General features: G+C 68.8%; 22 protein-coding genes and 5 tRNA genes. 17 read left to right on the top strand and 10 right to left on the bottom strand.

Features of this window, described 5'->3' with window-relative positions:
- Positions 1-97: 97 nt before the first annotated feature.
- The 4 genes from OHT21_RS12930 to OHT21_RS12915 form a co-directional block, all read right to left on the bottom strand.
- Positions 98-673 carry a GTP-binding protein gene (locus tag OHT21_RS12930; RefSeq protein ID WP_033321071.1) on the bottom strand — a complete coding sequence of 192 codons (576 nt, stop codon included), beginning with the start codon at positions 671-673 and terminating at the stop codon, positions 98-100.
- Positions 654-1052, bottom strand: a complete 399-nt coding sequence (locus tag OHT21_RS12925) for a DUF742 domain-containing protein (RefSeq protein WP_165339911.1) — start codon at positions 1050-1052, stop codon at positions 654-656. Before OHT21_RS12925 ends, OHT21_RS12930 begins: the two co-directional genes overlap by 20 nt.
- Positions 1053-1151: 99 nt before the next feature.
- Positions 1152-1565 (bottom strand): roadblock/LC7 domain-containing protein, encoded by a 414-nt coding sequence (locus OHT21_RS12920; RefSeq protein ID WP_033321189.1) that lies wholly within the window; start codon positions 1563-1565, stop codon positions 1152-1154.
- A gap of 9 nt (positions 1566-1574) precedes the next feature.
- On the bottom strand, positions 1575-5402 hold the full coding sequence (locus OHT21_RS12915) for a sensor histidine kinase (RefSeq protein WP_328768407.1): 3828 nt from the start codon (positions 5400-5402) through the stop codon (positions 1575-1577).
- Positions 5403-6007: 605 nt separating this feature from the next.
- Between OHT21_RS12915 and OHT21_RS12910 the strand changes: the two genes are divergently transcribed.
- The 3 genes from OHT21_RS12910 (at position 6008) to gltX (ending at position 8621) form a co-directional block, all read left to right on the top strand.
- Positions 6008-6190 (top strand): hypothetical protein, encoded by a 183-nt coding sequence (locus OHT21_RS12910; protein WP_443050356.1) that lies wholly within the window; start codon positions 6008-6010, stop codon positions 6188-6190.
- A gap of 165 nt (positions 6191-6355) precedes the next feature.
- Positions 6356-7144 carry a fumarylacetoacetate hydrolase family protein gene (locus OHT21_RS12905; protein WP_328768405.1) on the top strand — a complete coding sequence of 263 codons (789 nt, stop codon included), beginning with the start codon at positions 6356-6358 and terminating at the stop codon, positions 7142-7144.
- Positions 7137-8621: a glutamate--tRNA ligase gene (gltX, locus tag OHT21_RS12900; protein ID WP_328768404.1), complete on the top strand. Its 1485-nt coding sequence runs from the start codon at positions 7137-7139 to the stop codon at positions 8619-8621. Before OHT21_RS12905 ends, gltX begins: the two co-directional genes overlap by 8 nt.
- Before the next feature lie 64 nt (positions 8622-8685).
- Here the strand turns inward: gltX and OHT21_RS12895 are convergent, their stop codons facing one another.
- A complete protein-coding gene (locus OHT21_RS12895) occupies positions 8686-8967 on the bottom strand; it encodes a type II toxin-antitoxin system RelE family toxin (RefSeq protein ID WP_328768403.1) in 282 nt (93 codons plus the stop codon).
- A gap of 149 nt (positions 8968-9116) precedes the next feature.
- Here OHT21_RS12895 and OHT21_RS12890 point away from each other — a divergent pair, with 149 nt between their 5' ends.
- The 6 genes from OHT21_RS12890 (at position 9117) to OHT21_RS12865 (ending at position 10484) form a co-directional block, all read left to right on the top strand.
- Complete coding sequence (locus tag OHT21_RS12890) at positions 9117-9884, top strand: HAD family hydrolase (RefSeq protein ID WP_328768402.1); 768 nt, start codon at positions 9117-9119, stop codon at positions 9882-9884.
- 90 nt (positions 9885-9974) lie between these two features.
- Positions 9975-10046 (top strand) — tRNA-Gln (locus OHT21_RS12885).
- Positions 10047-10068: 22 nt separating this feature from the next.
- Positions 10069-10141, top strand: a tRNA-Glu gene (locus OHT21_RS12880).
- A 62-nt stretch (positions 10142-10203) separates the two neighbouring features.
- Positions 10204-10276, top strand: a tRNA-Glu gene (locus tag OHT21_RS12875).
- A gap of 20 nt (positions 10277-10296) precedes the next feature.
- A tRNA-Gln gene (locus OHT21_RS12870) sits at positions 10297-10368 on the top strand.
- A 43-nt stretch (positions 10369-10411) separates the two neighbouring features.
- Positions 10412-10484, top strand: a tRNA-Glu gene (locus OHT21_RS12865).
- Between the two features lie 166 nt (positions 10485-10650).
- Here OHT21_RS12865 and ndgR read toward each other — a convergent pair.
- The gene (gene ndgR, locus OHT21_RS12860) at positions 10651-11367 is read right to left on the bottom strand and encodes an IclR family transcriptional regulator NdgR (RefSeq protein ID WP_015036427.1); all 717 of its coding nucleotides are present in this window, start codon (positions 11365-11367) and stop codon (positions 10651-10653) included.
- Positions 11368-11555: 188 nt separating this feature from the next.
- On the opposite strand from ndgR, the gene leuC reads away from it, so the two are divergent.
- The 4 genes from leuC (at position 11556) to OHT21_RS12840 (ending at position 14868) form a co-directional block, all read left to right on the top strand.
- Entirely contained in the window at positions 11556-12989 is a 1434-nt protein-coding gene (gene leuC / locus OHT21_RS12855) for a 3-isopropylmalate dehydratase large subunit (protein ID WP_328768401.1), read from the top strand.
- Between the two features lie 11 nt (positions 12990-13000).
- Positions 13001-13594, top strand: coding sequence for a 3-isopropylmalate dehydratase small subunit (leuD, locus tag OHT21_RS12850; protein WP_328774067.1), 594 nt, complete (start codon positions 13001-13003; stop codon positions 13592-13594).
- 296 nt (positions 13595-13890) lie between these two features.
- Positions 13891-14121 carry a hypothetical protein gene (locus OHT21_RS12845; protein ID WP_328768400.1) on the top strand — a complete coding sequence of 77 codons (231 nt, stop codon included), beginning with the start codon at positions 13891-13893 and terminating at the stop codon, positions 14119-14121.
- 138 nt (positions 14122-14259) lie between these two features.
- On the top strand, positions 14260-14868 hold the full coding sequence (locus OHT21_RS12840; RefSeq protein WP_328768399.1) for an HU family DNA-binding protein: 609 nt from the start codon (positions 14260-14262) through the stop codon (positions 14866-14868).
- Positions 14869-15020: 152 nt separating this feature from the next.
- On the opposite strand, the gene OHT21_RS12835 is transcribed toward OHT21_RS12840, so the two are convergent.
- Together OHT21_RS12835 and cofC are read right to left on the bottom strand one after the other, a co-directional pair.
- Positions 15021-15224, bottom strand: a complete 204-nt coding sequence (locus tag OHT21_RS12835; RefSeq protein ID WP_235990986.1) for a hypothetical protein — start codon at positions 15222-15224, stop codon at positions 15021-15023.
- A 10-nt stretch (positions 15225-15234) separates the two neighbouring features.
- On the bottom strand, positions 15235-15867 hold the full coding sequence (gene cofC / locus OHT21_RS12830) for a 2-phospho-L-lactate guanylyltransferase (RefSeq protein ID WP_328768398.1): 633 nt from the start codon (positions 15865-15867) through the stop codon (positions 15235-15237).
- A gap of 207 nt (positions 15868-16074) precedes the next feature.
- On the opposite strand from cofC, the gene OHT21_RS12825 reads away from it, so the two are divergent.
- The 3 genes from OHT21_RS12825 to OHT21_RS12815 are packed head-to-tail and all read left to right on the top strand — an operon-like array spanning position 16075 to position 19094.
- A complete protein-coding gene (locus OHT21_RS12825) occupies positions 16075-16860 on the top strand; it encodes a lysophospholipid acyltransferase family protein (RefSeq protein WP_328768396.1) in 786 nt (261 codons plus the stop codon).
- Complete coding sequence (locus tag OHT21_RS12820; protein ID WP_328768395.1) at positions 16857-17876, top strand: NAD(P)H-dependent glycerol-3-phosphate dehydrogenase; 1020 nt, start codon at positions 16857-16859, stop codon at positions 17874-17876. The genes OHT21_RS12825 and OHT21_RS12820 overlap by 4 nt, the downstream gene beginning before the upstream one ends.
- 60 nt (positions 17877-17936) lie before the next feature.
- The gene (locus tag OHT21_RS12815) at positions 17937-19094 is read left to right on the top strand and encodes a D-alanine--D-alanine ligase family protein (RefSeq protein WP_328768393.1); all 1158 of its coding nucleotides are present in this window, start codon (positions 17937-17939) and stop codon (positions 19092-19094) included.
- Between the two features lie 29 nt (positions 19095-19123).
- On the opposite strand, the gene OHT21_RS12810 is transcribed toward OHT21_RS12815, so the two are convergent.
- Together OHT21_RS12810 and OHT21_RS12805 are read right to left on the bottom strand one after the other, a co-directional pair.
- The gene (locus OHT21_RS12810; protein WP_328768392.1) at positions 19124-19606 is read right to left on the bottom strand and encodes a DUF3515 domain-containing protein; all 483 of its coding nucleotides are present in this window, start codon (positions 19604-19606) and stop codon (positions 19124-19126) included.
- 20 nt (positions 19607-19626) lie between these two features.
- Entirely contained in the window at positions 19627-19860 is a 234-nt protein-coding gene (locus OHT21_RS12805) for an Lrp/AsnC ligand binding domain-containing protein (protein ID WP_165258562.1), read from the bottom strand.
- Positions 19861-20086: 226 nt separating this feature from the next.
- On the opposite strand from OHT21_RS12805, the gene OHT21_RS12800 reads away from it, so the two are divergent.
- Positions 20087-21052 carry a thiamine-phosphate kinase gene (locus OHT21_RS12800; protein WP_328768391.1) on the top strand — a complete coding sequence of 322 codons (966 nt, stop codon included), beginning with the start codon at positions 20087-20089 and terminating at the stop codon, positions 21050-21052.
- Positions 21053-21060 lie beyond the last annotated feature (8 nt).

Here is a 21060-nt window from a genome sequence, read left to right as displayed (position 1 = left end):
TCGAAACGTTATGAACAGCCTGGCCGGCCGTGTCAAAGGACACAGCCGGCTCCGAGGCTTCTACGACAAGTGTCGTATGGCATGGCTGATTTCGGTGCTACCGAAGACGCGCCATCAGCGCGTGCTCGACCAGCGTGATCAGCGCACTCTTGGCATCGGCCCGGTGCCGGGCGTCCGTCGTGATGATCGGGGAGTCGGGGCCGATTTGCAACGCCTCCCTCACTTCGTCGGGGGTGTACGGCTGGTGCCCGTCGAAGCCGTTGAGGGCGATCACGAAGGGCAGTCCGCTGTTCTCGAAGTAGTCGACCGCCGGGAAGCAGTCGGCGAGACGCCGGGTGTCGACCAGGACCACGGCGCCGATGGCGCCGCGTACGAGGTCGTCCCACATGAACCAGAAGCGGTCCTGGCCGGGCGTACCGAAGAGGTACAGGATCAGGTCCTGGTCCAGGGTGATACGCCCGAAGTCCATGGCCACCGTCGTGGTGGTCTTGTCTCCGGTGTGGGTGAGGTCGTCGATGCCCGCGGACGCGGACGTCATGACGGCCTCGGTGCGCAGCGGGTTGATCTCGGAGACGGCTCCGACGAACGTGGTCTTGCCCACGCCAAAGCCACCCGCCACCACGATCTTCGCGGAGGTGGTCGCCCGGCCTCCGTCAGAGCTTGCGAAGTCCACTGAGCACCCTTTCGAGCAGTGTCACGTCCGGCTGGCCGCCGGCGTTCTCGTCGCCACCGGGCTGATGGATGGCGACGAGTCCGGCCTCAGCGAGGTCCGCGACGAGAATCCGTGCCACGCCCAGGGGCATGGACAGGAGTGCCGACACTTCGGCGACAGACTTCACCTCACGGCAGAGGTGGCAGATCCGCTGATGCTCGGGGAGCAGCCCCATCAGCTGCGCCGGGTCGGCCGTCGTGCTGATCAGTGCCTCTATGGCGAGCTGGTAGCGCGGCCGGGTCCGGCCGCCGGTCATCGCGTACGGACGTACCAGCGGCTGGTCGCCCTCGTCCCCGTACGGCTCTGCGTACGGATCGTGAGAGGCGGTGGGCGGGGTCATGAATCCTCCGGGCGGGACAGCATGTCGGTCAGTCGTGCCGTCGATGAGGGCCGGTGGGGGAACGAGCGGCCTGACGGTGGTCTTGCCTTATGGGGCGATCTAGTGCAACAGGCTGCCTTGCAGTTCGGCCCGCAGATCGGGCGTCAGTACGGCGCCCGCACGGTCGACGAGCAGGGCCATCTCGTATCCGACGAGGCCGATGTCGCAGTCCGGGTGGGACAGGACCGCGAGCGACGAGCCGTCGGAAATGGACATCAGGAACAGGAAGCCGCGCTCCATCTCGACCACGGTCTGCGCCACCGTGCCGCCCTCGAAGATCCGGGAGGCACCGGCGGTGAGCGAGGTCAGTCCGGAGGCGACGGCCGCGAGCTGGTCCGCGCGGTCGCGCGGGAAGCCCTCCGACAACGCCAGAAGGAGCCCGTCGGCGGAGACGACGACGGTGTGGGACACCCCGGGGGTGTTGTCAACGAAGTTGGTGATCAACCAGTTGAGATTCTGTGCTGCCTGGCTCATCTGGCTCAACTAACGCTCCTGCTGGTGAGTGGGGCTGGGGAAGCTGCCGGTCTGGCCCGAACCGGCCTGGCGACCCTGTTGGATGCCCCGACGGAGATTGGTCAGCCGGCCGCGTACGTCATCGGGCGCACGCGAGACCTGCGGACCGCTTTGGTGCTGTTGCTGCTGAGCCGTCCCCGCGACGAGGTTCGCGCGGGGCACTCGGCGCGGCAGACCCGAGACGGTGACGCCACCCGCGGTGGGCTGGCGCACCTTCTCGGCCTGGCGGCCGAGTTCATCATTGGGAGAAGCACGCCAGGACGACGTGACGGCGGGAGCCGACTCCGGCGCCGGGCGCTGCGGGGCCTCGGGGGCCCGGCTGGGCGGCGGCGGGGTGTCCATGGCGGACGCCGAAGACGCCGACTCGGTCCGGGAGCCGTTGCTCCGGGCCTGGTCCTGGTCCTGCCCCTGGTGGAACCAGTTGGTCTCCAGGGTGTCGTACAGCGGCGTACGTCCGTCGCCGGGGCCCGTCGCCGGGGGCAGACCCTCCGGCTCCGGCACGCGCGGGGGCTGCGACGGCTGCGGGGGGAGCGAGGGGCGCCGACGCGGCTGCGGGCGCTGGGGGCGCCGATTGCCGTTCGCACCGTTCGTCCCGTTGGCTCCGGGGCGCTCGAACTGGCCGGTGTTGCCGCCGCCCTGGCCCTCTCGCTCCGGAGCGGAACCGTTGTAGCCGGACGCCGGGGTCCGCCCGTTCGCGGCCTGGTCCTGGCGGCCATCGCGGCCCGGAGGGGCGAACTGGCCGGTCGAGGACGGGTTCTGCCTGGCGGAAGGATTCGGCGGACCGAACACATCCGGGCGTACGAACTGCCCTGTGCCCTGGCCGGGACGAGGCATGTCGAAGTCGGCGGGACCCGCACCAGGACCGGAACCGGGACGCGGGGCGTCGAAGTCCGGCCGGGGGTACTCACCCGTGGAGCTCGGACCCTGACGGTCGTCGATCCGCGGGATCTCCTCGGTCGAACCCGGGCCCTGACGGTTGTCCACACGCGGTATGCGCGAGGTCGCGTCCGGCTCCTCGTGGCCGCGCGGGGCGTCCATCGGGTCGCGCCGGCCCGGCTCGTCGCTCCAACTGCTCACCTTCGGCTTGGGGTTGCCCCCGGGCAGCTCGGCACGCGGGCCACCGGGCGGCGGCAGCTGCGGCTGCCCGTCGGGACGACGGCCCTGCTCGGGGTGGTTGCTCTCGGGGCGCCGCTGCGGCGGTACGGGACCACGGCCGCCGAACGCCTCCTGGCGGCCGCCGCTGTCGCCGAAACCGTCGAAGCCCTGCGGAGCACCCGTACCGGCGGCCTGAAGACCCTGCGGCGCACCCGGCGCGGCACCTGCCGGAGCCGGCCTGCCCTGCGGGGGCGCGGGCGGCATGGGCGGCTGCGGACCACGCGAGCCGCCCGGCCCGCCCGGACGACCGCCCGAGTCGCTGCCGGTCAGCGCCGGACGCGGACCCGAGCCCGCACCGACCTGCCCGCGCTGCGGCCCGGAGTTCAGGCGACCGGGGCCACCCGGCGCACCAGCACCGGCACCCGCGCCGAGCGCGGGACCACTGCCGGCCCCGCCACGGCGGGCCGCCGCGACACCGGCCGCGGCCTGCGCGGCGGCCGGACCGCCGGAACCCGCGCCCTGGCCCGGCTTGCCCGGTGCCTTCTTGCCGCCCTGGGCGACATCGACGGGGAGCATGACCAGCGCGGTCGTACCACCGGAGTCGGACGGCCGCAGCTGAATGCGGATGCCGTGCCGCTGCGAAAGCCGGCCGACCACGAACAGACCCATGCGGCGGGAGACCGAGACGTCCACGGTGGGCGGCGAGGCGAGCCGCTCGTTGATCGCCGCGAGGTCCTCGGGGGAGAGGCCGATACCGGTGTCGTGGATCTCGATCAGTACGCGGCCGTCGGGCAGCGCGTGACCGGTGACCTTGACCTTGGTCTGCGGCGAGGAGAACGAGGTGGCGTTCTCCAGCAGCTCGGCGAGCAGGTGCACGAGGTCGTTGACGACGCGGCCCGCGACCTCGGTCGCCGGGACCGAGGACAGCTCGATGCGTTCGTACTGCTCCACCTCGGAGGCGGCGGCGCGCAGCACGTCGACCAGCGGGACCGGGCGGGTCCAGCGGCGGCCGGGCTCTTCACCGGCGAGAACGAGGAGGTTCTCACCGTTACGGCGCATGCGGGTCGCGAGGTGGTCCAGCTTGAACAGCGAGGACAGCTGGTCCGGGTCGGCCTCGCGGGACTCCAGCTCGGAGATCAGCGACAGCTGACGCTGGATGAGGCCCTGGGAGCGCCGCGAGAGGTTGGTGAACATCGCGTTGACGTTGCCCCGCAGCAGGGCCTGCTCGGCGGCCAGTCGTACGGCTTCGCGGTGCACGTCGTCGAAGGCCGCGGCCACCTGGCCGATCTCGTCCTTGGAGTGCACACCGACCGACTGCACGGAGGTGTCGACGTCCTGCGGGTCGGACTCGGACAGCTGCTTGACCAGCTCGGGCAGCCGGTCCTGGGCGACCTTGGTCGCGGTGTCCTGGAGCCGGCGCAGCGAGCGGATCATGGAGCGGGCCACCACGAAGGCGCCGACGAGCGAGACACCGAGCACGAGCAGGATCAGCGCACCGGAGATGATCGCTTCCTGCTCGGACTCGTTACGCAGCTCACGGGCCTTCTGCTCCATCTGGTTGAGCAGCGTGAGCTCGATCTTGGACATCTCCTGGATCTTGGCCGAGTCGGCGTCGATCCAGTCCAGGTACGAGCGCTTCTGGCGCTGCTCCAGGCCGTCCTCCCGGCCGAGCACGCGCTGCGCGTAGATGTCGGCTTCCTCGATGGTCGGGCTGCCCTCTTCGATCGGCCTCATCAGGGCCGCCGCGTTGCCCTCGTAGATGCTGGCGAAGCCGGAGAGTTCGGACCTCTGGTTGTCCAGCGCGGAAGCCGCGTACTGCCGGTCGTTCTCCGAGAGATTACCGAACGTCTTGTCGGTCGCGGGCAGGGCCGCGGCGATCACGGCGCGCTGGATGGACGCGTACTCCTTGGCGGAGGAGAAGGCCGTCAGGGCGCGCGTGCGCTGGATCATCTCCGGGTTGCTGGTCGCCTGGGCCATGTCCTGGGAAAGACCCAGCAGCCGGTCGATGAGCCGGTGGTACGCCTCGACCGTCTGCGCGGAGTTCTCGGTGTCCGCGTAGGCCTCGCTGCGGAGGGTCTTGAGCTTGCCCAGTTCGGTGGTGATGGAGACGACGTTGTCGCGGACACCGCCGATGGTCTCCTCGTTGCCCACGTCGTCGATCTCGCGCGTGCCCTCCTTGAAGGTGGCAAGCGCGCGGTCCGTCTTGTCGCGCAGACCCTTGACCGTGGGCTCGTCCGGCTCGGCGCCGTGCGAGAGCGGTCCGGCCGACTTGTCGCGCTCCTCCTGGAGCGCGGCGGCCAGCTCGGTCGCCTGCTTGGTCATGTCGGTCAGCAGCCTCATGTTGTCGAGCTGCTGGATGTCGTCCATGGAGTCGCTGATGCGCAGCGCACCGAGCGAGGTCGCGGCGACCACGGGGAGCGCGAGCAGCGACACCAGGCGCGTGGAGATGCGCCAGTTGCGCAGCGCTATTCGGGCGCCGGGGCCACTCGGACTCTTCGGATTCGCCGCGGGAGCGGCGGGCGCCGGGGCGGCGGGTCCGCCCGACGGGCCTCCCGGGCCTGGGCGCGAGCCGCGGTCACCGCTGTCGCCGGCCTGTGCCGGTCCTTGGTTCTGGGCGCGTTGGGGCGACGAACCGCGGTCGGTCCCGCCGTGCGGCTCCGGCTCCGCCGAAGCGCTGCCATCCCTCTTGAAACGTCCCTGCACTAGCGTCGCAACCTCTGGACCAGGCGTCCCTCCGCAGAACGGTTGGGACGGTGTCGGCGTCGTACCGGCGCAATGCGCCTTTTGTCGGTCTTTGGTGACCGGCGCTGCTCCCCCTATCCCGCCGCCATGCGGCGCTACGTTGCGCCCCCTGTGCGCCGGTTCGATCCCACGGCGGTTCGTGGAATTCCAGCACAGTGCCGGATCTCCAACAAGGGCCAAGGGTCATGCTGTGACCAACGTGACCCCTTGTGAGGGGCGGGTTACGGGTCGTAGAAAGTGATCCCACGCATAACGGGTACAATCCGGCGTCCCGCTCGTGCGCGAGGCGTGTCCCAGTCGCCATGATCAGCAGCGGAATGATGGCTTCAGGGGGTAAATGCCCGCTTTGTCGGTGTGAAAGTTCGGCGTGAATTGACCGTTTCGGTGGGCGGTTCGTGAGGAAACTCACACGGCAATCATGAGGCCTTCACAACTTTCTCCGGGAGCCGGACGTTTAGCCTGAGGCTTTACAGGTACAGCAAATCCGACAACATGCGCTTGTGCGACGGCCGTTGGCCGCGCAGGCGCCCGTACGACGGGGTCTAACACCGCACATGAAGACGCTGATGTTCCAGAACATAGCCAATCCGCGACGCACCACGCTGGCGCACCTCGAAGACGCCGACGAGCTGCAGATCCCGGAGCGGCGCGAACAGCAGGAGCACGCCGTCGAGCTCCCCGCCCAGACCGCCAACCCCCGCCGCACCGTCCTCGTGGACATCCCGGTGGGCGCGGGCGCCGAGAAGTAGGACGGCGGCAGGACTCAGAGTCCAGAACCAGGACTCCGAGTCCAGAACTCAGTGTCGAGGACGATCCCCACGGCCCCCGCGTAATCGCGTGAGGTCGCACCCCTTCCCCGCGTTAGCCTGGAGCGTCATACTCCGGCCGGCTCAGTAGAGGGGCGCAAAGTTCCCGTGCGCATCGCCAGGTTCTCCATCGACGGCAACGTCGCGTTCGGCGCGGTCGAGGGCGACAGCCCTCCTGGATCGACCGACGGGCTCGTCCTCGACATCATCAAGGGCATCCCCTTCACGGACTTCGAACTCTCCGGTACGAAGCTGCCGCTGAGCAAGGTCAGGCTGCTCCCACCGGTACTCCCGAACAAGGTCGTGGCCTTCGGCCGCAACTACGCGGAGCACGCGAAGGAACTCGGCAACGAGGTGCCCGACGCTCCGTTCGCCTTCTTCAAGCCGTCCACCTCGGTGATCGGCCCCGGCGACGAGATCGCGTACCCCTCCTTCTCCCAGGAGCTGCACCACGAGGCCGAGCTGGCCGTGGTCATAGGCCGGATGTGCCGCGAGGTCCCGCGCGAGCGCGTCAAGGACGTCATCCTCGGCTACACCTGCGCCAACGACGTCACCGCACGCGACGTCCAGAAGCGCGAGAAGCAGTGGGCGAGAGCCAAAGGCTTCGACTCCTCCTGCCCGCTCGGCCCCTGGGTGGAGACGGATCTCGACCCCTCCGACCTGACGATCCAGTGCACGGTCAACGGCGGGCAGCGCCAACTGGGCCGTACCAGCGAGATGATCCACCCCATCGAGGATCTGATCGTGAACATCACCGAGGCCATGACGCTGCTCCCCGGCGACGTGATCCTCACGGGCACCCCCGCGGGGGTCGGCCCCCTCAACGTCGGCGACGAGGTCGCCGTCACCATCGAAGGCATCGGCACTCTCACCAACAAGGTGATCAAGCGTGGCTAACGCGAACGTCCGCGTACGTTTCTGTCCCTCGCCGACCGGCAACCCCCATGTGGGCCTGGTCCGCACCGCCCTGTTCAACTGGGCGTTCGCCCGCCATCACGGCGGCAGCGGCGGTAAATTCGTATTCCGCATCGAGGACACCGACGCGGCCCGCGACTCCGAGGAGTCGTACGAGCAGCTGCTGGACTCCATGCGCTGGCTCGGCTTCGACTGGGACGAAGGCCCCGAGATCGGCGGCCCGCACGCGCCGTACCGCCAGTCACAGCGCATGGACATCTACAAGGACGTCGCCCGCAAGCTCCTCGACGCCGGCCACGCGTACTACTGCTACTGCTCCACGGCCGAACTGGACGCCCGCCGCGAGGCCGCCCGCGCGGCCGGCAAGCCCTCCGGCTACGACGGCCACTGCCGTGCCCTCACCGACGAGCAGATCGCCACGTACAAGACCGAGGACCGCGAGCCCATCGTCCGCTTCCGCATGCCGGACGAGGCGATCACCTTCACGGACCTGGTCCGCGGCGAGCTGACGTTCACCCCGGAGAACGTTCCGGACTACGGGATCGTACGAGCCAATGGGGCGCCCCTCTACACGCTCGTGAACCCCGTCGACGACGCCCTCATGGAGATCACCCACATCCTGCGCGGCGAGGACCTGCTGTCCTCCACGCCCCGCCAGATCGCCCTCTACAAGGCACTGATCGAGCTGGGCATCGCCAAGTCCGTCCCGGCCTTCGGACATCTGCCGTACGTGATGGGCGAGGGCAACAAGAAGCTCTCCAAGCGCGACCCGCAGTCCTCGCTGAACCTCTACAGGGAGCGCGGATTCCTCCCGGAGGGCTTGCTCAACTACCTCTCCCTGCTGGGCTGGTCGCTCTCCGCGGACCAGGACGTCTTCTCGATCGACGAGATGGTCGCGGCCTTCGACATCAAGGACGTCGTCCCGAACCCGGCCCGCTTCGACCTGAAGAAGTGCGAGGCCATCAACGCCGATCACATCCGACGGCTCGACCTGAAGGCCTTCGTCGAGGCCTGCGGCCCGTGGCTGAAGGCCCCGCACGCACCCTGGGCGCCTGAGGACTTCGACCAGGCCAAGTGGGAGGCCATCGCCCCCCACGCCCAGACCCGCCTGACGGTCCTGTCCGACATCACGCAGAACGTCGACTTCCTGTTCCTGCAGGAGCCGGTCTCCGATGAGGCGTCCTGGACGAAGGCGATGAAGGAGGGCTCGGACGCACTCCTGCGCACGGCCCGAGCAAAGCTGGAATCAGCGGACTGGACGAGTCCGGAGTCCCTCAAGGCCGCCGTCCTAGCGGCCGGCGAGGAACACGGCCTCAAACTGGGCAAGGCCCAGGCCCCCGTCCGCGTAGCCGTAACCGGCCGCACGGTAGGCCTCCCCCTCTTCGAGTCCCTGGAAGTCCTGGGCAAGGACAAAACCCTGACCCGAATCGACGCGGCCCTGGCGAAGCTGACCGCGTAGGGCCTCGTGCACGGAGGGGCGGCACCCGCGCCGGGTGCCGCCCCTCCGTGTTGCGTGCCGATGGTCAGGCGTCGTGCTCGTCGATCAGGTAGTGGCTCTCGTCGAAGATCTCCAGCACGACGACGACCATGATCGCGCCGGCCACCATGTACTCCAGCACCACGCCCGGGGCCACGTATGCCTTGCGCAGGTGTTCGTCTGGACCCAGCTGGGCGGTGGACGTCTTGCGGTAAGGATCGCGGGCCAGTATGCGCACGGCCTTGTCCAACTGGGCTCGGCGCTCTCCGGGCAGGGCGTCATACGCGGCGCGGGCCTCGACGGTGAACTGGACGCGATACTCGGTCATGGCTGTGGCTCGTGACTTTCGCTCGTGGGTCTCACCAGGTTAAGTCATCAGTGATGCGCAGGGCCGGGAAACGTGCGTCAGCTCTCGCCATGGGGTCTGGGGGGGAGCCCACAGTTTCGGGAAGGGGCGGGGCTGGGGAAGGTCACACCATGACGATCAGAGCCGTGGTCTGGGATGTGGACGACACGATCTTCGACTACTCCACGGCCGACCGCGCCGGAATGCGCGGACACCTCGCGGCCGAGGGCCTCCTCGAGGGGTACGCCTCCGTGGAGCAGGCCCTCGACCGGTGGCGGAAGGTCACCGACCAGCAGTGGGCCAGGTTCGCGGCAGGCGAGGCCTCCTTCGAGGGCCAGCGGCGCGACCGAGTGCGGGTTTTCCTGGGCGAGGAAATGACCGACGCCGAGGCCGACGCGTGGTTCCAGCGGTACATCACCCACTACGAAGCCGCCTGGGAACTCTTCCCCGACGTGCTGCCGGCCCTCGACACCCTCGCCGCCACCCACCGACACGCCGTGCTGTCCAACTCCAGCCTCCACGTCCAGGACCGCAAACTCCGCGTCCTCGGTGTATACGACCGCTTCGAGACGGTGCTGTGCGCAGCCGAGCTGGGCGTCTCCAAACCGGAGGCCCGCGCCTTCCACGCCGCCTGCGAGGCACTGTCGCTGCCCCCGCACCAGGTCGCATACGTCGGCGATCACCCGGAGATCGACGGCCAGGGCGCGGCCGGCGCGGGCCTCTTCTCGGTCTGGATCGACCGCACGGGCGTGAGCACGCTCACCGGAGAGGGCCCGGACACCGGCGTCGAGATCGCTCCGGATCAGCCCGCCGGCCTGCGCCGCATCACTTCTCTGGCCGAACTCCCCGTCCTCCTCGCGGCCGATACCCGTTTTGGAGCGCCGTCCACCTTCGGGTAATGTTCTTCCTGCGCCACCGCGAGCGGGCCGACAGGCCGGAACCGGGAAGCGCAAGCTAAGACAAAATCCCCGCCGGGGGTTGCGTTTCAGTGGCCTATGGTGTAATTGGCAGCACGACTGATTCTGGTTCAGTTAGTCTAGGTTCGAGTCCTGGTAGGCCAGCTCGCAGAGCTCATCTGCAAAAGCCCCCGTTGTGTAGCGGCCTAGCACGCTGCCCTCTCAAGGCAGTAGCGCCGGTTCGAATCCGGTCGGGGGTACAGATCCTTCCCAGGGAGCCAGTCCGGGTCGCACCCACTGGATCTCATGCAGGATCGCTAGGGCCCCCGTTGTGTAGCGGCCTAGCACGCCGCCCTCTCAAGGCGGTAGCGCCGGTTCGAATCCGGTCGGGGGTACGAACTGGTCTAAACCATATTGGTCTATGGTGTAATTGGCAGCACGACTGATTCTGGTTCAGTTAGTCTAGGTTCGAGTCCTGGTAGACCAGCTCGGATCTGCGGCGGTGCACATTAAACGCTTGCAAGATCCTCGCCCCCGTTGTGTAGCGGCCTAGCACGCCGCCCTCTCAAGGCGGTAGCGCCGGTTCGAATCCGGTCGGGGGTACGTCACGAAGAAGCCCTCCCCAGCAGGGGAGGGCTTCTTCGCGTTGGTTCTGCGAGGCGTTGGTTCCGCGAGCCGAGCTGAACTGAGCCGAGTTGAACGGCAGGACAACCTCAACTCCAGCCGGTCGCTGCGGCGTTGAAACGACCGGTTGGATCGACTCGGCGTATCAGCCGGTGCGGCGCAGCGCCTCCGAGAGGCGGGCCGCCGCGTCGATGACGGCCTGGGCGTGCATCCGGCCCGGGTGCCGAGTCAGGCGCTCGATCGGCCCGGAGACCGAGACGGCGGCCACCACCCGGTTCGAGGGCCCGCGCACCGGCGCCGAGACGGACGCCACGCCCGGCTCGCGCTCGCCGATCGACTGGGCCCAGCCCCGGCGCCGTACGCCCGACAGCGCCGTCGCTGTGAAGCGGGCGCCCTGCAGACCACGGTGCAGGCGCTCCGGCTCCTCCCAGGCCATCAGGATCTGAGCCGAGGAGCCCGCCTTCATGGTGAGCGTCGAGCCGACAGGGACCGTGTCCCTGAGGCCCGACAGACGCTCCGCCGCGGCGACGCAGATACGCATGTCGCCCTGGCGGCGGTAGAGCTGGGCGCTCTCGCCCGTGACGTCACGGAGGTGCGTGAGGACCGGCCCCGCGGTGGCGAGGAGGCGGTCCTCGCCCGCGGCGGCGGCCAGCTCGGCCAGCCGCGGACCGAGAATGAAACGGCCCTGCATGTCCCGCGCCACCATGCGGTGGTGCTCAAGTGCCACGGCGAGACGATGTGCCGTGGGTCGTGCCAGTCCGGTCGCCGCGACCAGGCCCGCGAGGGTGGCCGGACCGGACTCCAGGGCGCTCAGGACAAGGGCTGCCTTGTCCAGAACGCCGACGCCGCTACTGTTGTCCATGCAACGATACTCGCGTCTCACTCTGTGAAACGCAAGTTCAATTTTCCGTGGAACGCGCCACCCTGTACGTACAACGGCCCGTAGACCAGCGGGCCCGGCGGCAGACGTCCGGTGCGGGGGTGACGGACGCGGCCATCCCGAAGTCTCTAGTTGGGCCGGCGCCATTCAGGCCGGCCGGAGGGAAAGCGATGGGTAGGACACTCGCGGAGAAGGTCTGGGACGACCATGTCGTCCGGCGCGCGGAGGGCGAGCCCGACCTTCTCTTCATCGATCTGCACCTGCTGCACGAGGTGACCAGCCCGCAGGCCTTCGACGGCCTCCGCAAGAGCGGCCGTACGGTGCGTCGTCTCGACCTCACCATCGCGACCGAGGATCACAACACCCCGACCCTCGACATCGACAAGCCCATCGCGGACCCGGTCTCGCGCGTCCAGCTGGAGACACTGCGCAAGAACTGCGCCGATTTCGGCGTACGTCTGCACCCGCTCGGCGACGTCGAGCAGGGCGTCGTCCACGTCGTGGGACCCCAGCTCGGCCTCACCCAGCCCGGCATGACCGTGGTCTGCGGCGACTCGCACACCTCCACGCACGGCGCCTTCGGTGCTCTGGCGTTCGGCATCGGCACCTCCCAGGTCGAGCATGTGCTGGCCACCCAGACGCTGCCGCTGGCCCGCCCGAAGACCATGGCGATCACGGTCGACGGTGAACTGCCCGAGGACGTCACGGCCAAGGACCTGATCCTGGCGATCATCGCCAAGATCGGTACGGGCGGCGGCCAGGGCTACATCCTGGAGTACCGCGGCTCCGCCATCGAGAAGCTCTCGATGGAGGCCCGAATGACCATCTGCAACATGTCGATCGAGGCCGGTGCCCGCGCGGGCATGATCGCCCCCGACGAGACCACCTTCGAGTACATCAAGGGCCGCGCCCACGCCCCCGAGGGCGAGGACTGGGACGCCGCCGTCGCGTACTGGAAGACCCTCAAGTCGGACGAGGACGCGGAGTTCGACGCCGAGGTCGTCATCGACGCCGCCGCTCTCGCGCCGTTCGTCACCTGGGGCACCAACCCGGGCCAGGGAGCGCCGCTTTCGGCGTCCGTCCCCGATCCTGCTTCGTACGAGGACGCTTCGGAGCGCCACGCCGCCGAAAAGGCCCTGGAATACATGGGGTTGACCGCCGGACAGCCGCTGCGCGACATCAAGGTCGACACCGTCTTCGTAGGCTCCTGCACCAACGGCCGTATCGAGGACCTGCGTGCGGCCGCCGCGATCGTCGAGGGCCGCAAAGTCGCCGACGGCGTACGGATGCTGGTCGTTCCGGGCTCCGCGCGCGTGGGGCTGCAGGCCGTCGAGGAGGGACTGGACCTCGTCTTCAAGGAGGCCGGCGCCGAATGGCGGCACGCGGGCTGCTCGATGTGTCTGGGCATGAACCCCGACCAGCTGGCTCCCGGTGAGCGCTCCGCGTCCACCTCCAACCGCAACTTCGAAGGCAGGCAGGGCAAGGGCGGCCGTACGCACCTGGTCTCGCCGCAGGTCGCCGCGGCCACCGCCGTACTCGGCCACCTGGCGTCCCCCGCCGACCTGAACGACCAGTCTGCCGTCCGTACGCCCGCTGGAGTCTGAGAACCATGGCCATGGAAGCATTCACCACGCACACCGGACGGGCCGTCCCGCTGCGCCGCAGCAACGTCGACACCGACCAGATCATCCCGGCCCACTGGCTCAAGAAGGTCACCAGGGACGGCTTCGAGGACGGGCTGTTCGAGGCCTGGCGCAAGGACCCGTCCTTCGTCCTCAACCAGCCCGAGCGCAAGGGTGCCACGGTCCTCGTCGCGGGTCCCGACTTCGGTACGGGCTCCTCGCGCGAGCACGCCGTGTGGGCGCTGCAGAACTACGGCTTCAAGGCTGTCATCTCCTCGCGCTTCGCGGACATCTTCCGCGGCAACTCGCTCAAGAACGGTCTGCTCACGGTCGTTCTGGAGCAGAAGATCGTGGACGCGCTGTGGGAACTCACCGAGAAGGACCCCGAAGCCGAGGTCACTGTGGACCTTGAGGCGCGTGAGGTTCGTGCGGAGGGCATCACCGCCTCCTTCGAACTCGACGAGAACGCCCGCTGGCGGCTGCTGAACGGGCTCGACGACATCAGCATCACGCTCCAGAACGAGGCGGACATCGCCACGTACGAGTCCAAGCGCCCCGCCTACAAGCCGCGGACGCAACGAGTCTGAGCGGACGCACGGAGTCTGCGCGGAGAGCGAACGGACCCGAGCCCGCAAGGCTGATTCCAGCCAGCTCAACAGGCTTCAGTACCCCCAATCGTGGACGGTTGGGGGTACTGCCGTGTGTGCCGGAGGACGAGGTCAGCGGCCGGATCTGAATGGCTTCAACTCCCCTTGTTTCAAAGGGGCTTGTTGGGGTAACCGAGCCTTCGCACGGCCTTGTGCTGAGGTGTGCGGGAAGCGTCTGGCAGGCGGCAGTTGACCCTGCGCAGGCGACAACTCGCCCCAGATGGCACAATCTGTGCATGGAACACGACGGCCAACTCGAGCTCTATACGGCGGTCGCGTCCCAACTCAAGGAAGCGCACGCAAGGGTGCGCGCACTGCAAGTCCCGGAGGGCGTACGGATGGCGCTGACCCGGAAGCTGCTGGTCATTACGGCCGTGGCCAAGCACGATCTCGCCGAAGCGACGAGGCGTCTGGAGCGGTTCACCGCGGACCTCGATGAGGGGCGATTCCCCGAAGAAGGTCTCTGAGGAACTCCGCGACAGTCCTGGTTCGTTGCGGCACTAGGGTGATTAGCCCGTTTCGTGTTTGATTTGCGGTATATATCTGCCTAACGTGCGAAAAAGCTTGAACACTTTCGTTCTGGCAATGTCTCCGAAGGGGAAGACGTGAACAAGGCGCAGCTCGTAGAAGCGATTGCGGACAAGGTCGGCGGGCGTCAGCAGGCCGCCGACGCGGTCGACGCCGTACTGGACGCCGTGGTCCGTGCGGTTGTCGCAGGGGAACGGGTCTCGGTCACGGGCTTCGGTTCCTTCGAGAAGGTCGATCGTCCGGCCCGCTATGCACGTAACCCCCAGACCGGGGAGCGTGTTCGGGTCAAGAAGACCTCCGTGCCGCGCTTCCGCGCGGGCCAGGGTTTCAAGGACCTGGTGAGCGGTTCGAAGAAGCTCCCGAAGCACGATGTGGCGGTCAAGAAGGCGCCCAAGGGCAGCCTGTCCGGAGGCGCTGCCGCCACGGTCAAGAAGGCGGCGGCCAAGAGGACCGCCGCCAAGAAGGCGGCCACGCCCGCCAAGAAGACCACGGCCAGGAAGACGACCGCCAAGAAGGCGGCGCCCGCCAAGGCCGCGGCCAAGAAGACCACCGCCAAGAAGGCGGCGACCGGCAAGACCGCGGCTGCCAAGAAGACCGCTGCCAAGAAGGGGGCCGCCAAGAAGGCGCCCGCCAAGAAGTCGACGGCGCGCACGACCACCGCCAAGAAGACCACCGCCCGCCGGTAGACAGGGCGCTGGGACACTCACGCGCCGGGCCGGGCTCCGCACGGAAGAGAGCCCGGCCCGCGGCGTATTCACAGATCCCGAGGATCTTGGGTGCGGCCTTGAAGGTTTTCAGGGTGCCCAGAGGGGGGTCTTCACGGGCTGTTCAAGGGGCTTCAGAGGGTCTGCAGCGTGACCAGAGTGATCCGGCGCGCGTCCCCCTCGCCCTCCGTCTCGATCCGCACCCGCTGCCCCGGCCTGAGCAGCCTGAGCCCGCCCGCCTCGAACGCCGGGCCGTCGAAGGGCACCGGGGTGCCGTCGTCGAGCAGCACCTGACCGCTACGGGTCTCGGGGTCGTACGTGTACGCGGTCGCTTGCATGAGGCCAACCCTAGGCGACGTTCAGCTCGGCGACCGCCGCCGCCGTGCGCGGCCCCACGCCCAGGGCCAGAGCCGCTCGCAGATCGTCGCCGGTGTCCACGTCCTGGCGTACGGAATCCACTGCGTCCAGGGGGAGTTCCGCGGCACCCGAGGCCCGGTGCCGGGTGCGGGAATCCGGGCCGAACATGGGGAGCAATTCGCGGTCCGCGGACGCGGCCAGCAGAGTCGTGCCGGTTCCGGCGGCGTCCGCGAGAAAAGCGCGGGGGAATTCGGCGGCCGCGTCGAGGACGCGGGCCAATTCCAGGGGGCGCAGTGCGGGGAGATCGGCGTTCAGGGCCGCCAGGGGGCTTTCGGGGCTTTGGGAGCGTACGAGCGACGCCCCGTGTGTGAGGGCGGCGTTCAGGCCGCCCGCGGGCTCGTCCGGGACGATCCGGGCGCCCAGCGCGGCCAGTTCACGGCCGGCCAGCACATCGTCCGTGACGACCGCCACATCGCGTACCGCGGCGCAGGCGAGGGCCGCCGCCACGGTGTCCTGCGCGAAGGCGAGGGCGAGCCCCGGGCGCAGTCCGTCGGCGGCGGTGTCCGAGAGCCTGCTCTTCGCCCGCGTGAGGGCTTTCAGGGGTATGACCAAGGTCCACTGCACCGGAGATCCGTCCCTCTCTTGTCGCGCCCATTGTGACCTGGACGATGAGCCGGACACCCTGGCGGGGCTGGTCTCCAGGTGAGGGGGTGCGAAGCTCCTTGCAAGGGCGGGGGTGGGAGACGGGCGGGCGTAACGTGTTCTCGACAGACCGTCGGCCTGGAGCGACACTTGTGCGGCCCCCACCAGGCCCTAGAGGAAGGTGTCCGCGTGACCCGCCGCAGAATCGGCTTCTGGTACCGCTTCGCAGCGGTCCTCTGCAAACCACCCCTGGTGGTTCTGGTCAAGCGGGATTGGCGTGGAATGGAGAACATTCCGGCCGAGGGCGGATTTATCACCGCGGTGAACCACAATTCTCATCTGGATCCGTTCGCGTACGCGCATTATCAGTACAACACCGGGCGCGTTCCGCGTTTTCTGGCGAAGGCGGGGCTTTTCAAAAAGGGATTCATCGGAGCCGCGATGCGAGGCACCGGACAGATTCCCGTGTACCGCGAGAGCACCGACGCGTTGAGCGCCTTCCGGGCCGCAATCGCCGCGGTGGAACGCGGGGAGTGCGTCGCCTTCTATCCGGAGGGCACCATTACGCGCGATCCCGGCCAGTGGCCGATGACCGGCAAGACCGGTGCCGCACGCGTCGCACTGCAGACCAAGTGCCCGGTGATTCCGGTCGCCCAGTGGGGAGCCAACCTGCTGCTGCCGCCGTACGCGAAGAAACTCAACATCCTTCCCCGCAAGACCCATCACGTGCTCGCGGGCCCCCCGGTGGATCTGTCGCGCTTCTACGACAAGGAGATGACCCCGGAGCTCCTGAAGGAGGCCACCGAGGTCATCATGGCGGCGATCACCGCACAGCTGGAGGTGATCCGCGGCGAGACGGCACCCAGGACGCCGTACGACCCGAAACAGGTGCGCATCGAGCAGCGGCGCAGGGCGCGGGCACATGAGACGCGGCCACACGAAAAGGCAGAACAGGAAGAGGGGCACGGCAAGTGACGACATCCGGCAAGCCCGTCAGGGCGGCCGTCTTCGGGACCGGATCGTGGGGCACGGCCTTCGCCATGGTGCTCGCCGACGCCGGATGCGAGGTGACCCTGTGGGGACGGCGGGCCGAACTCGCCGAAGCGGTCAACTCCACACGTACGAACCCCGACTACCTGCCGGGCATCGAACTCCCGGAGAACCTCCGCGCCACCACGGACGCGGCCGAGGCGGCCCGCGACGCCGACTTCACGGTGCTCGCGATCCCCTCGCAGACGCTGCGCGGAAACCTCGCCGAATGGGCTCCGCTGCTCGCTCCCGGCACCGTCCTCGTCTCGCTCATGAAGGGCGTCGAACTCGGTTCCGCGATGCGGATGAGCGAGGTCATCGAAGACGTCGCCAAGGTCGGCGCGGACCGCATAGCGGTGGTCACGGGCCCCAACCTCGCCCGGGAGATCGCTGCCCGGATGCCGGCCGCCGCGGTGGTCGCGTGCAGCGACGAGTCGGTGGCTCAGCGCCTCCAGGCCGCCTGCCACACGCCGTACTTCCGCCCGTACACCAACACCGACGTCGTCGGCTGCGAACTCGGCGGCGCCATCAAGAACGTGATCGGTCTCGCCGTCGGCATCGCGGACGGCATGGGGCTCGGCGACAACGCCAAGGGATCGCTCATCACCCGCGGGTTGGCGGAGACGACCCGCCTGGGCCTCGCCATGGGCGCCGACCCGCTGACCTTCTCCGGACTCGCGGGCCTGGGCGACCTCGTGGCCACCTGCTCCTCACCGCTCTCGCGCAACCACACCTTCGGCACCAACCTCGGCAAGGGCATGACCCTTCAGGAGACCATCGCGGTCACCAAGCAGACCGCCGAGGGCGTCAAGTCCTGTGAGTCCGTGCTGGATCTGGCCCATCGCCACGGCGTCGACATGCCCATCACGGAGATGGTCGTCGGCATCGTCCACGACGGCAAGCCGCCGGTGGTCGCCCTCAAGGAGCTGATGGCGCGCAGCGCCAAGCCGGAGCGGCACTGACACTCGGGAGCCCGGCGGGCGCTGACTTGCCGTGCTACCTACGGGTACCCTCAACGCGATATGAGCACCGAGAACCTCCCCCAGAACCCTGGGCAGACGCCTCGTAAGCCGCGTGTGGCCGTCGTGTTCGGCGGCCGCAGCTCCGAACACGGGATCTCCGTCGTCACCGCCGGCGCCGTCCTGCGTGCCATCGACCGGACGAAGTACGACGTCCTGCCGATCGGCATCACCCAGGACGGCCGCTGGGCGCTCACGGCGGACGAGCCCGAGCGGATGGCCATCGTCGAACGGCGCCAGCCGAGCGTGGAGCAACTCGCCGAGTCCGAAGAGGGCGGGGTGATCCTCCCTGTCGACCCCTCCAACCGCGAAGTCGTCTACAGCGAGCCCGGTTCGGTCCCCAAGGCGCTCGGCGAGGTCGACGTCGTCTTCCCGGTGCTGCACGGCCCGTACGGCGAGGACGGCACCCTCCAGGGCCTCCTGGAGCTGTCCGGTGTCCCGTACGTCGGCTCGGGTGTGCTCGCCTCGGCCGTCGGCCAGGACAAGGAGTACATGAAGCGGGTGTTCACCTCCTTCGGGCTGCCCGTCGGCCCGTACACGGTGATCCGCCCCCGCGAGTGGGAGCTCGACGAAGCGGGGGCCCGCAGGAAGATCGTCGACTTCGCGGGCGAGCACGGCTGGCCGCTTTTCGTGAAGCCCGCGCGCGCGGGGTCGTCGATCGGCATCACCAAGGTCGATGATCTGGGCGGCCTCGAGGAGGCGATCGCGGCGGCCCAGCAGCACGACCCGAAGGTCATCGTGGAGGCGCTGCTGCGCGGTCGCGAGATCGAGTGCGGGGTCCTGGAGTTCGAGGACGGGCCGCGCGCCTCGGTGCCCGCCGAGATTCCGCCGGTGCAGTCCCACGAGTTCTACGACTTCGAGGCGAAGTACATCGACTCCGCCCCGGGGATCGTGCCCGCGCCGCTCACCGACGAGCAGACCGCCGATGTTCAGCGGCTGGCGGTCGCGGCCTTCGAGGCGGCGTCGTGCGAGGGTCTCGTACGCGCGGATTTCTTCCTCACCGAGGACGGCGAGTTCGTCATCAACGAGATCAACACGATGCCGGGCTTCACGCCGATCTCCATGTACCCGCGGATGTGGCAGGAGAGCGGGGTCAGCTACCCGGAGTTGGTGGACCTCTTGGTCCAGGCCGCGTTGCGGCGGTCAACGGGCCTTCGCTGAGCCCTGGCGCCCCCTTCGTAGAGTGCGATCTAGTCGGCGATCCCTTCTGGGATCGCCTTCTTGATGGGCTCGGCGAAGTCGACGAGCGGGCCCGCGCCCTTGGCGGCCTGCTCCTTGCTGAAGCCGATCTCCACGTACGCCTTGCGCAGGCCCGTGGTGAAGACGTACGAGCCGTCGTCCTCTTCCTGTACGAGCCAGGCCACGCCGTTCACCTCGGTCGTGGACGCCTTCGGGTCGAGCATCTCGGCGGGCCGCTCGACGCCGCAGCGCAGTATGATCGCCGGGCCTCCCCAGCCCGCGGTCAGTGTGGACCGGGGCTCGGGATCCTCCCGGTCGAGACCGTCCACCTTCGGCGGCAGCCGTTCGTCCAGGTTCTGGCACAGCTTGGTGACCTTCGCGTCCGGGCTGGGAACCGCGGCCGACGCACTGTCGTCTGCGGAGGAGCAGCCTGTGGCGGAGATCAGCAGGGCAAGGGCGGGAAGACCGAACAGCCGGGAACGGAGCGAGTTCACCGGCACAGGGTAGACGGGGGCTACAGGTGCACCACCGGGCAGGTCAGGGTACGGGTGATGCCGTCCACTTGCTGGACTTTCGCGACCACCATGCGGCCGAGATCATCAACGGTGTCGGCTTGGGCCCGCACGATCACGTCGTACGGTCCGGTCACGTCCTCGGCCTGGATCACCCCCGAAATCTTGCTGATCGTCTCAGCGACGGTCGACGCTTTGCCGACCTCCGTCTGGATCAGGATGTACGCCTGTACCACGGAACCTCCAGGGCGGCCACGAGGATCATGTGGGGAAAAGGAACGCCACGGTATCGCGTCGCCGCTCACCGCGGGGAGACCCGCGGGGGCCGATCTTGCACGCCGAGGTGTATGGACGACAGAAGTTGGCGGTCGACTCGACCGTACCCAGGTCGATGACGGCTCGCGACCGGGCAGCGGCAGTAACAGGCCGGGCAGCGGCAGTAACAGAAGGAGACGTACGACAATGAAGGGAACCGTGGGCGAGTTGGGGGAGTTCGGGCTCATCAGGGAGCTCACCTCACGGCTCACCACCACCCCGGCGGTACGCGTCGGGCCGGGCGACGACGCCGCCGTGGTGGCCGCCCCCGACCGCAGGGTCGTGGCGAGTACCGACATCCTCCTGGAGGGGCGGCACTTCCGCCGCGACTGGTCGACGGCGTACGACGTCGGGCGCAAGGCGGCGGCGCAGAACCTCGCGGACATCGCCGCCATGGGCGCCGTACCCACCGCACTCCTGCTCGGCCTGGTCGTCCCGGCCGAACTCCCGGCCACCTGGCCCTCCGAGCTGATGGACGGCCTGCGAGACGAGTGCCAGGTCGCTGGCGCGGCCGTGGTCGGCGGCGACGTCGTACGCGGTGACACCATCACCGTCTCGATCACCGCACTCGGCGATCTGCGCAACCACGAGCCCGTGACCCGCGGGGGAGCCCAGCCCGGCGACGTCGTCGCCGTCACGGGCTGGCTTGGCTGGTCCGCGGCCGGCCACGCGGTGCTCTCGCGCGGCTTCCGCTCGCCGCGCGCCTTCGTCGAGGCCCACCGGCGGCCCGAACCGCCGTACCACGCGGGTCCCGCGGCCGCCGGGCTCGGTGCGACTTCGATGACGGACGTCAGCGACGGGCTGATCGCCGACCTCGGGCATATCGCGGAAGCCAGCAAGGTACGGATCGACGTCCGCTCCGGCGCCGTCGACATCCCCTCGCAGATGAACGACATCGGACAGGCCGTCGGCGTCGATCCGCTCCAGTGGGTGCTCACCGGCGGCGAGGACCACGCGATCGTCGCCACCTTCCCCTCGGACGTGAAGCTGCCCGCTCGCTGGAAGGTGATCGGCGAGGTCCTCAACCCCTCGGCGCTGCCCCAGGTCACCGTCGACGGGGCGCCGTGGACCAGCAAGGGCGGCTGGGATCACTTCGGGGACATCGAGTCATGAGTGGCGAG

Origin of the sequence: Streptomyces sp. NBC_00286, assembly GCF_036173125.1 — a bacterium.
GTDB lineage: Bacteria > Actinomycetota > Actinomycetes > Streptomycetales > Streptomycetaceae > Streptomyces.
This window is presented reverse-complemented; position numbering and strand designations above follow the sequence as displayed.

Coding starts and splice junctions, on each gene's coding strand:
- OHT21_RS12920 (WP_033321189.1), bottom strand. CDS start 1,565: ATGAGCCAGGCAGCACAGAATCTCAACTGGTTGATCACCAACTTCGTT.
- OHT21_RS12890 (WP_328768402.1), top strand. CDS start 9,117: ATGACGATCAGAGCCGTGGTCTGGGATGTGGACGACACGATCTTCGAC.
- OHT21_RS12815 (WP_328768393.1), top strand. CDS start 17,937: ATGAGCACCGAGAACCTCCCCCAGAACCCTGGGCAGACGCCTCGTAAG.
- leuC (WP_328768401.1), top strand. CDS start 11,556: ATGGGTAGGACACTCGCGGAGAAGGTCTGGGACGACCATGTCGTCCGG.
- leuD (WP_328774067.1), top strand. CDS start 13,001: ATGGAAGCATTCACCACGCACACCGGACGGGCCGTCCCGCTGCGCCGC.
- OHT21_RS12910 (WP_443050356.1), top strand. CDS start 6,008: ATGTTCCAGAACATAGCCAATCCGCGACGCACCACGCTGGCGCACCTC.
- OHT21_RS12845 (WP_328768400.1), top strand. CDS start 13,891: ATGGAACACGACGGCCAACTCGAGCTCTATACGGCGGTCGCGTCCCAA.
- OHT21_RS12925 (WP_165339911.1), bottom strand. CDS start 1,052: ATGACCCCGCCCACCGCCTCTCACGATCCGTACGCAGAGCCGTACGGG.
- ndgR (WP_015036427.1), bottom strand. CDS start 11,367: ATGGACAACAGTAGCGGCGTCGGCGTTCTGGACAAGGCAGCCCTTGTC.
- OHT21_RS12835 (WP_235990986.1), bottom strand. CDS start 15,224: ATGCAAGCGACCGCGTACACGTACGACCCCGAGACCCGTAGCGGTCAG.
- OHT21_RS12895 (WP_328768403.1), bottom strand. CDS start 8,967: ATGACCGAGTATCGCGTCCAGTTCACCGTCGAGGCCCGCGCCGCGTAT.
- OHT21_RS12800 (WP_328768391.1), top strand. CDS start 20,087: ATGAAGGGAACCGTGGGCGAGTTGGGGGAGTTCGGGCTCATCAGGGAG.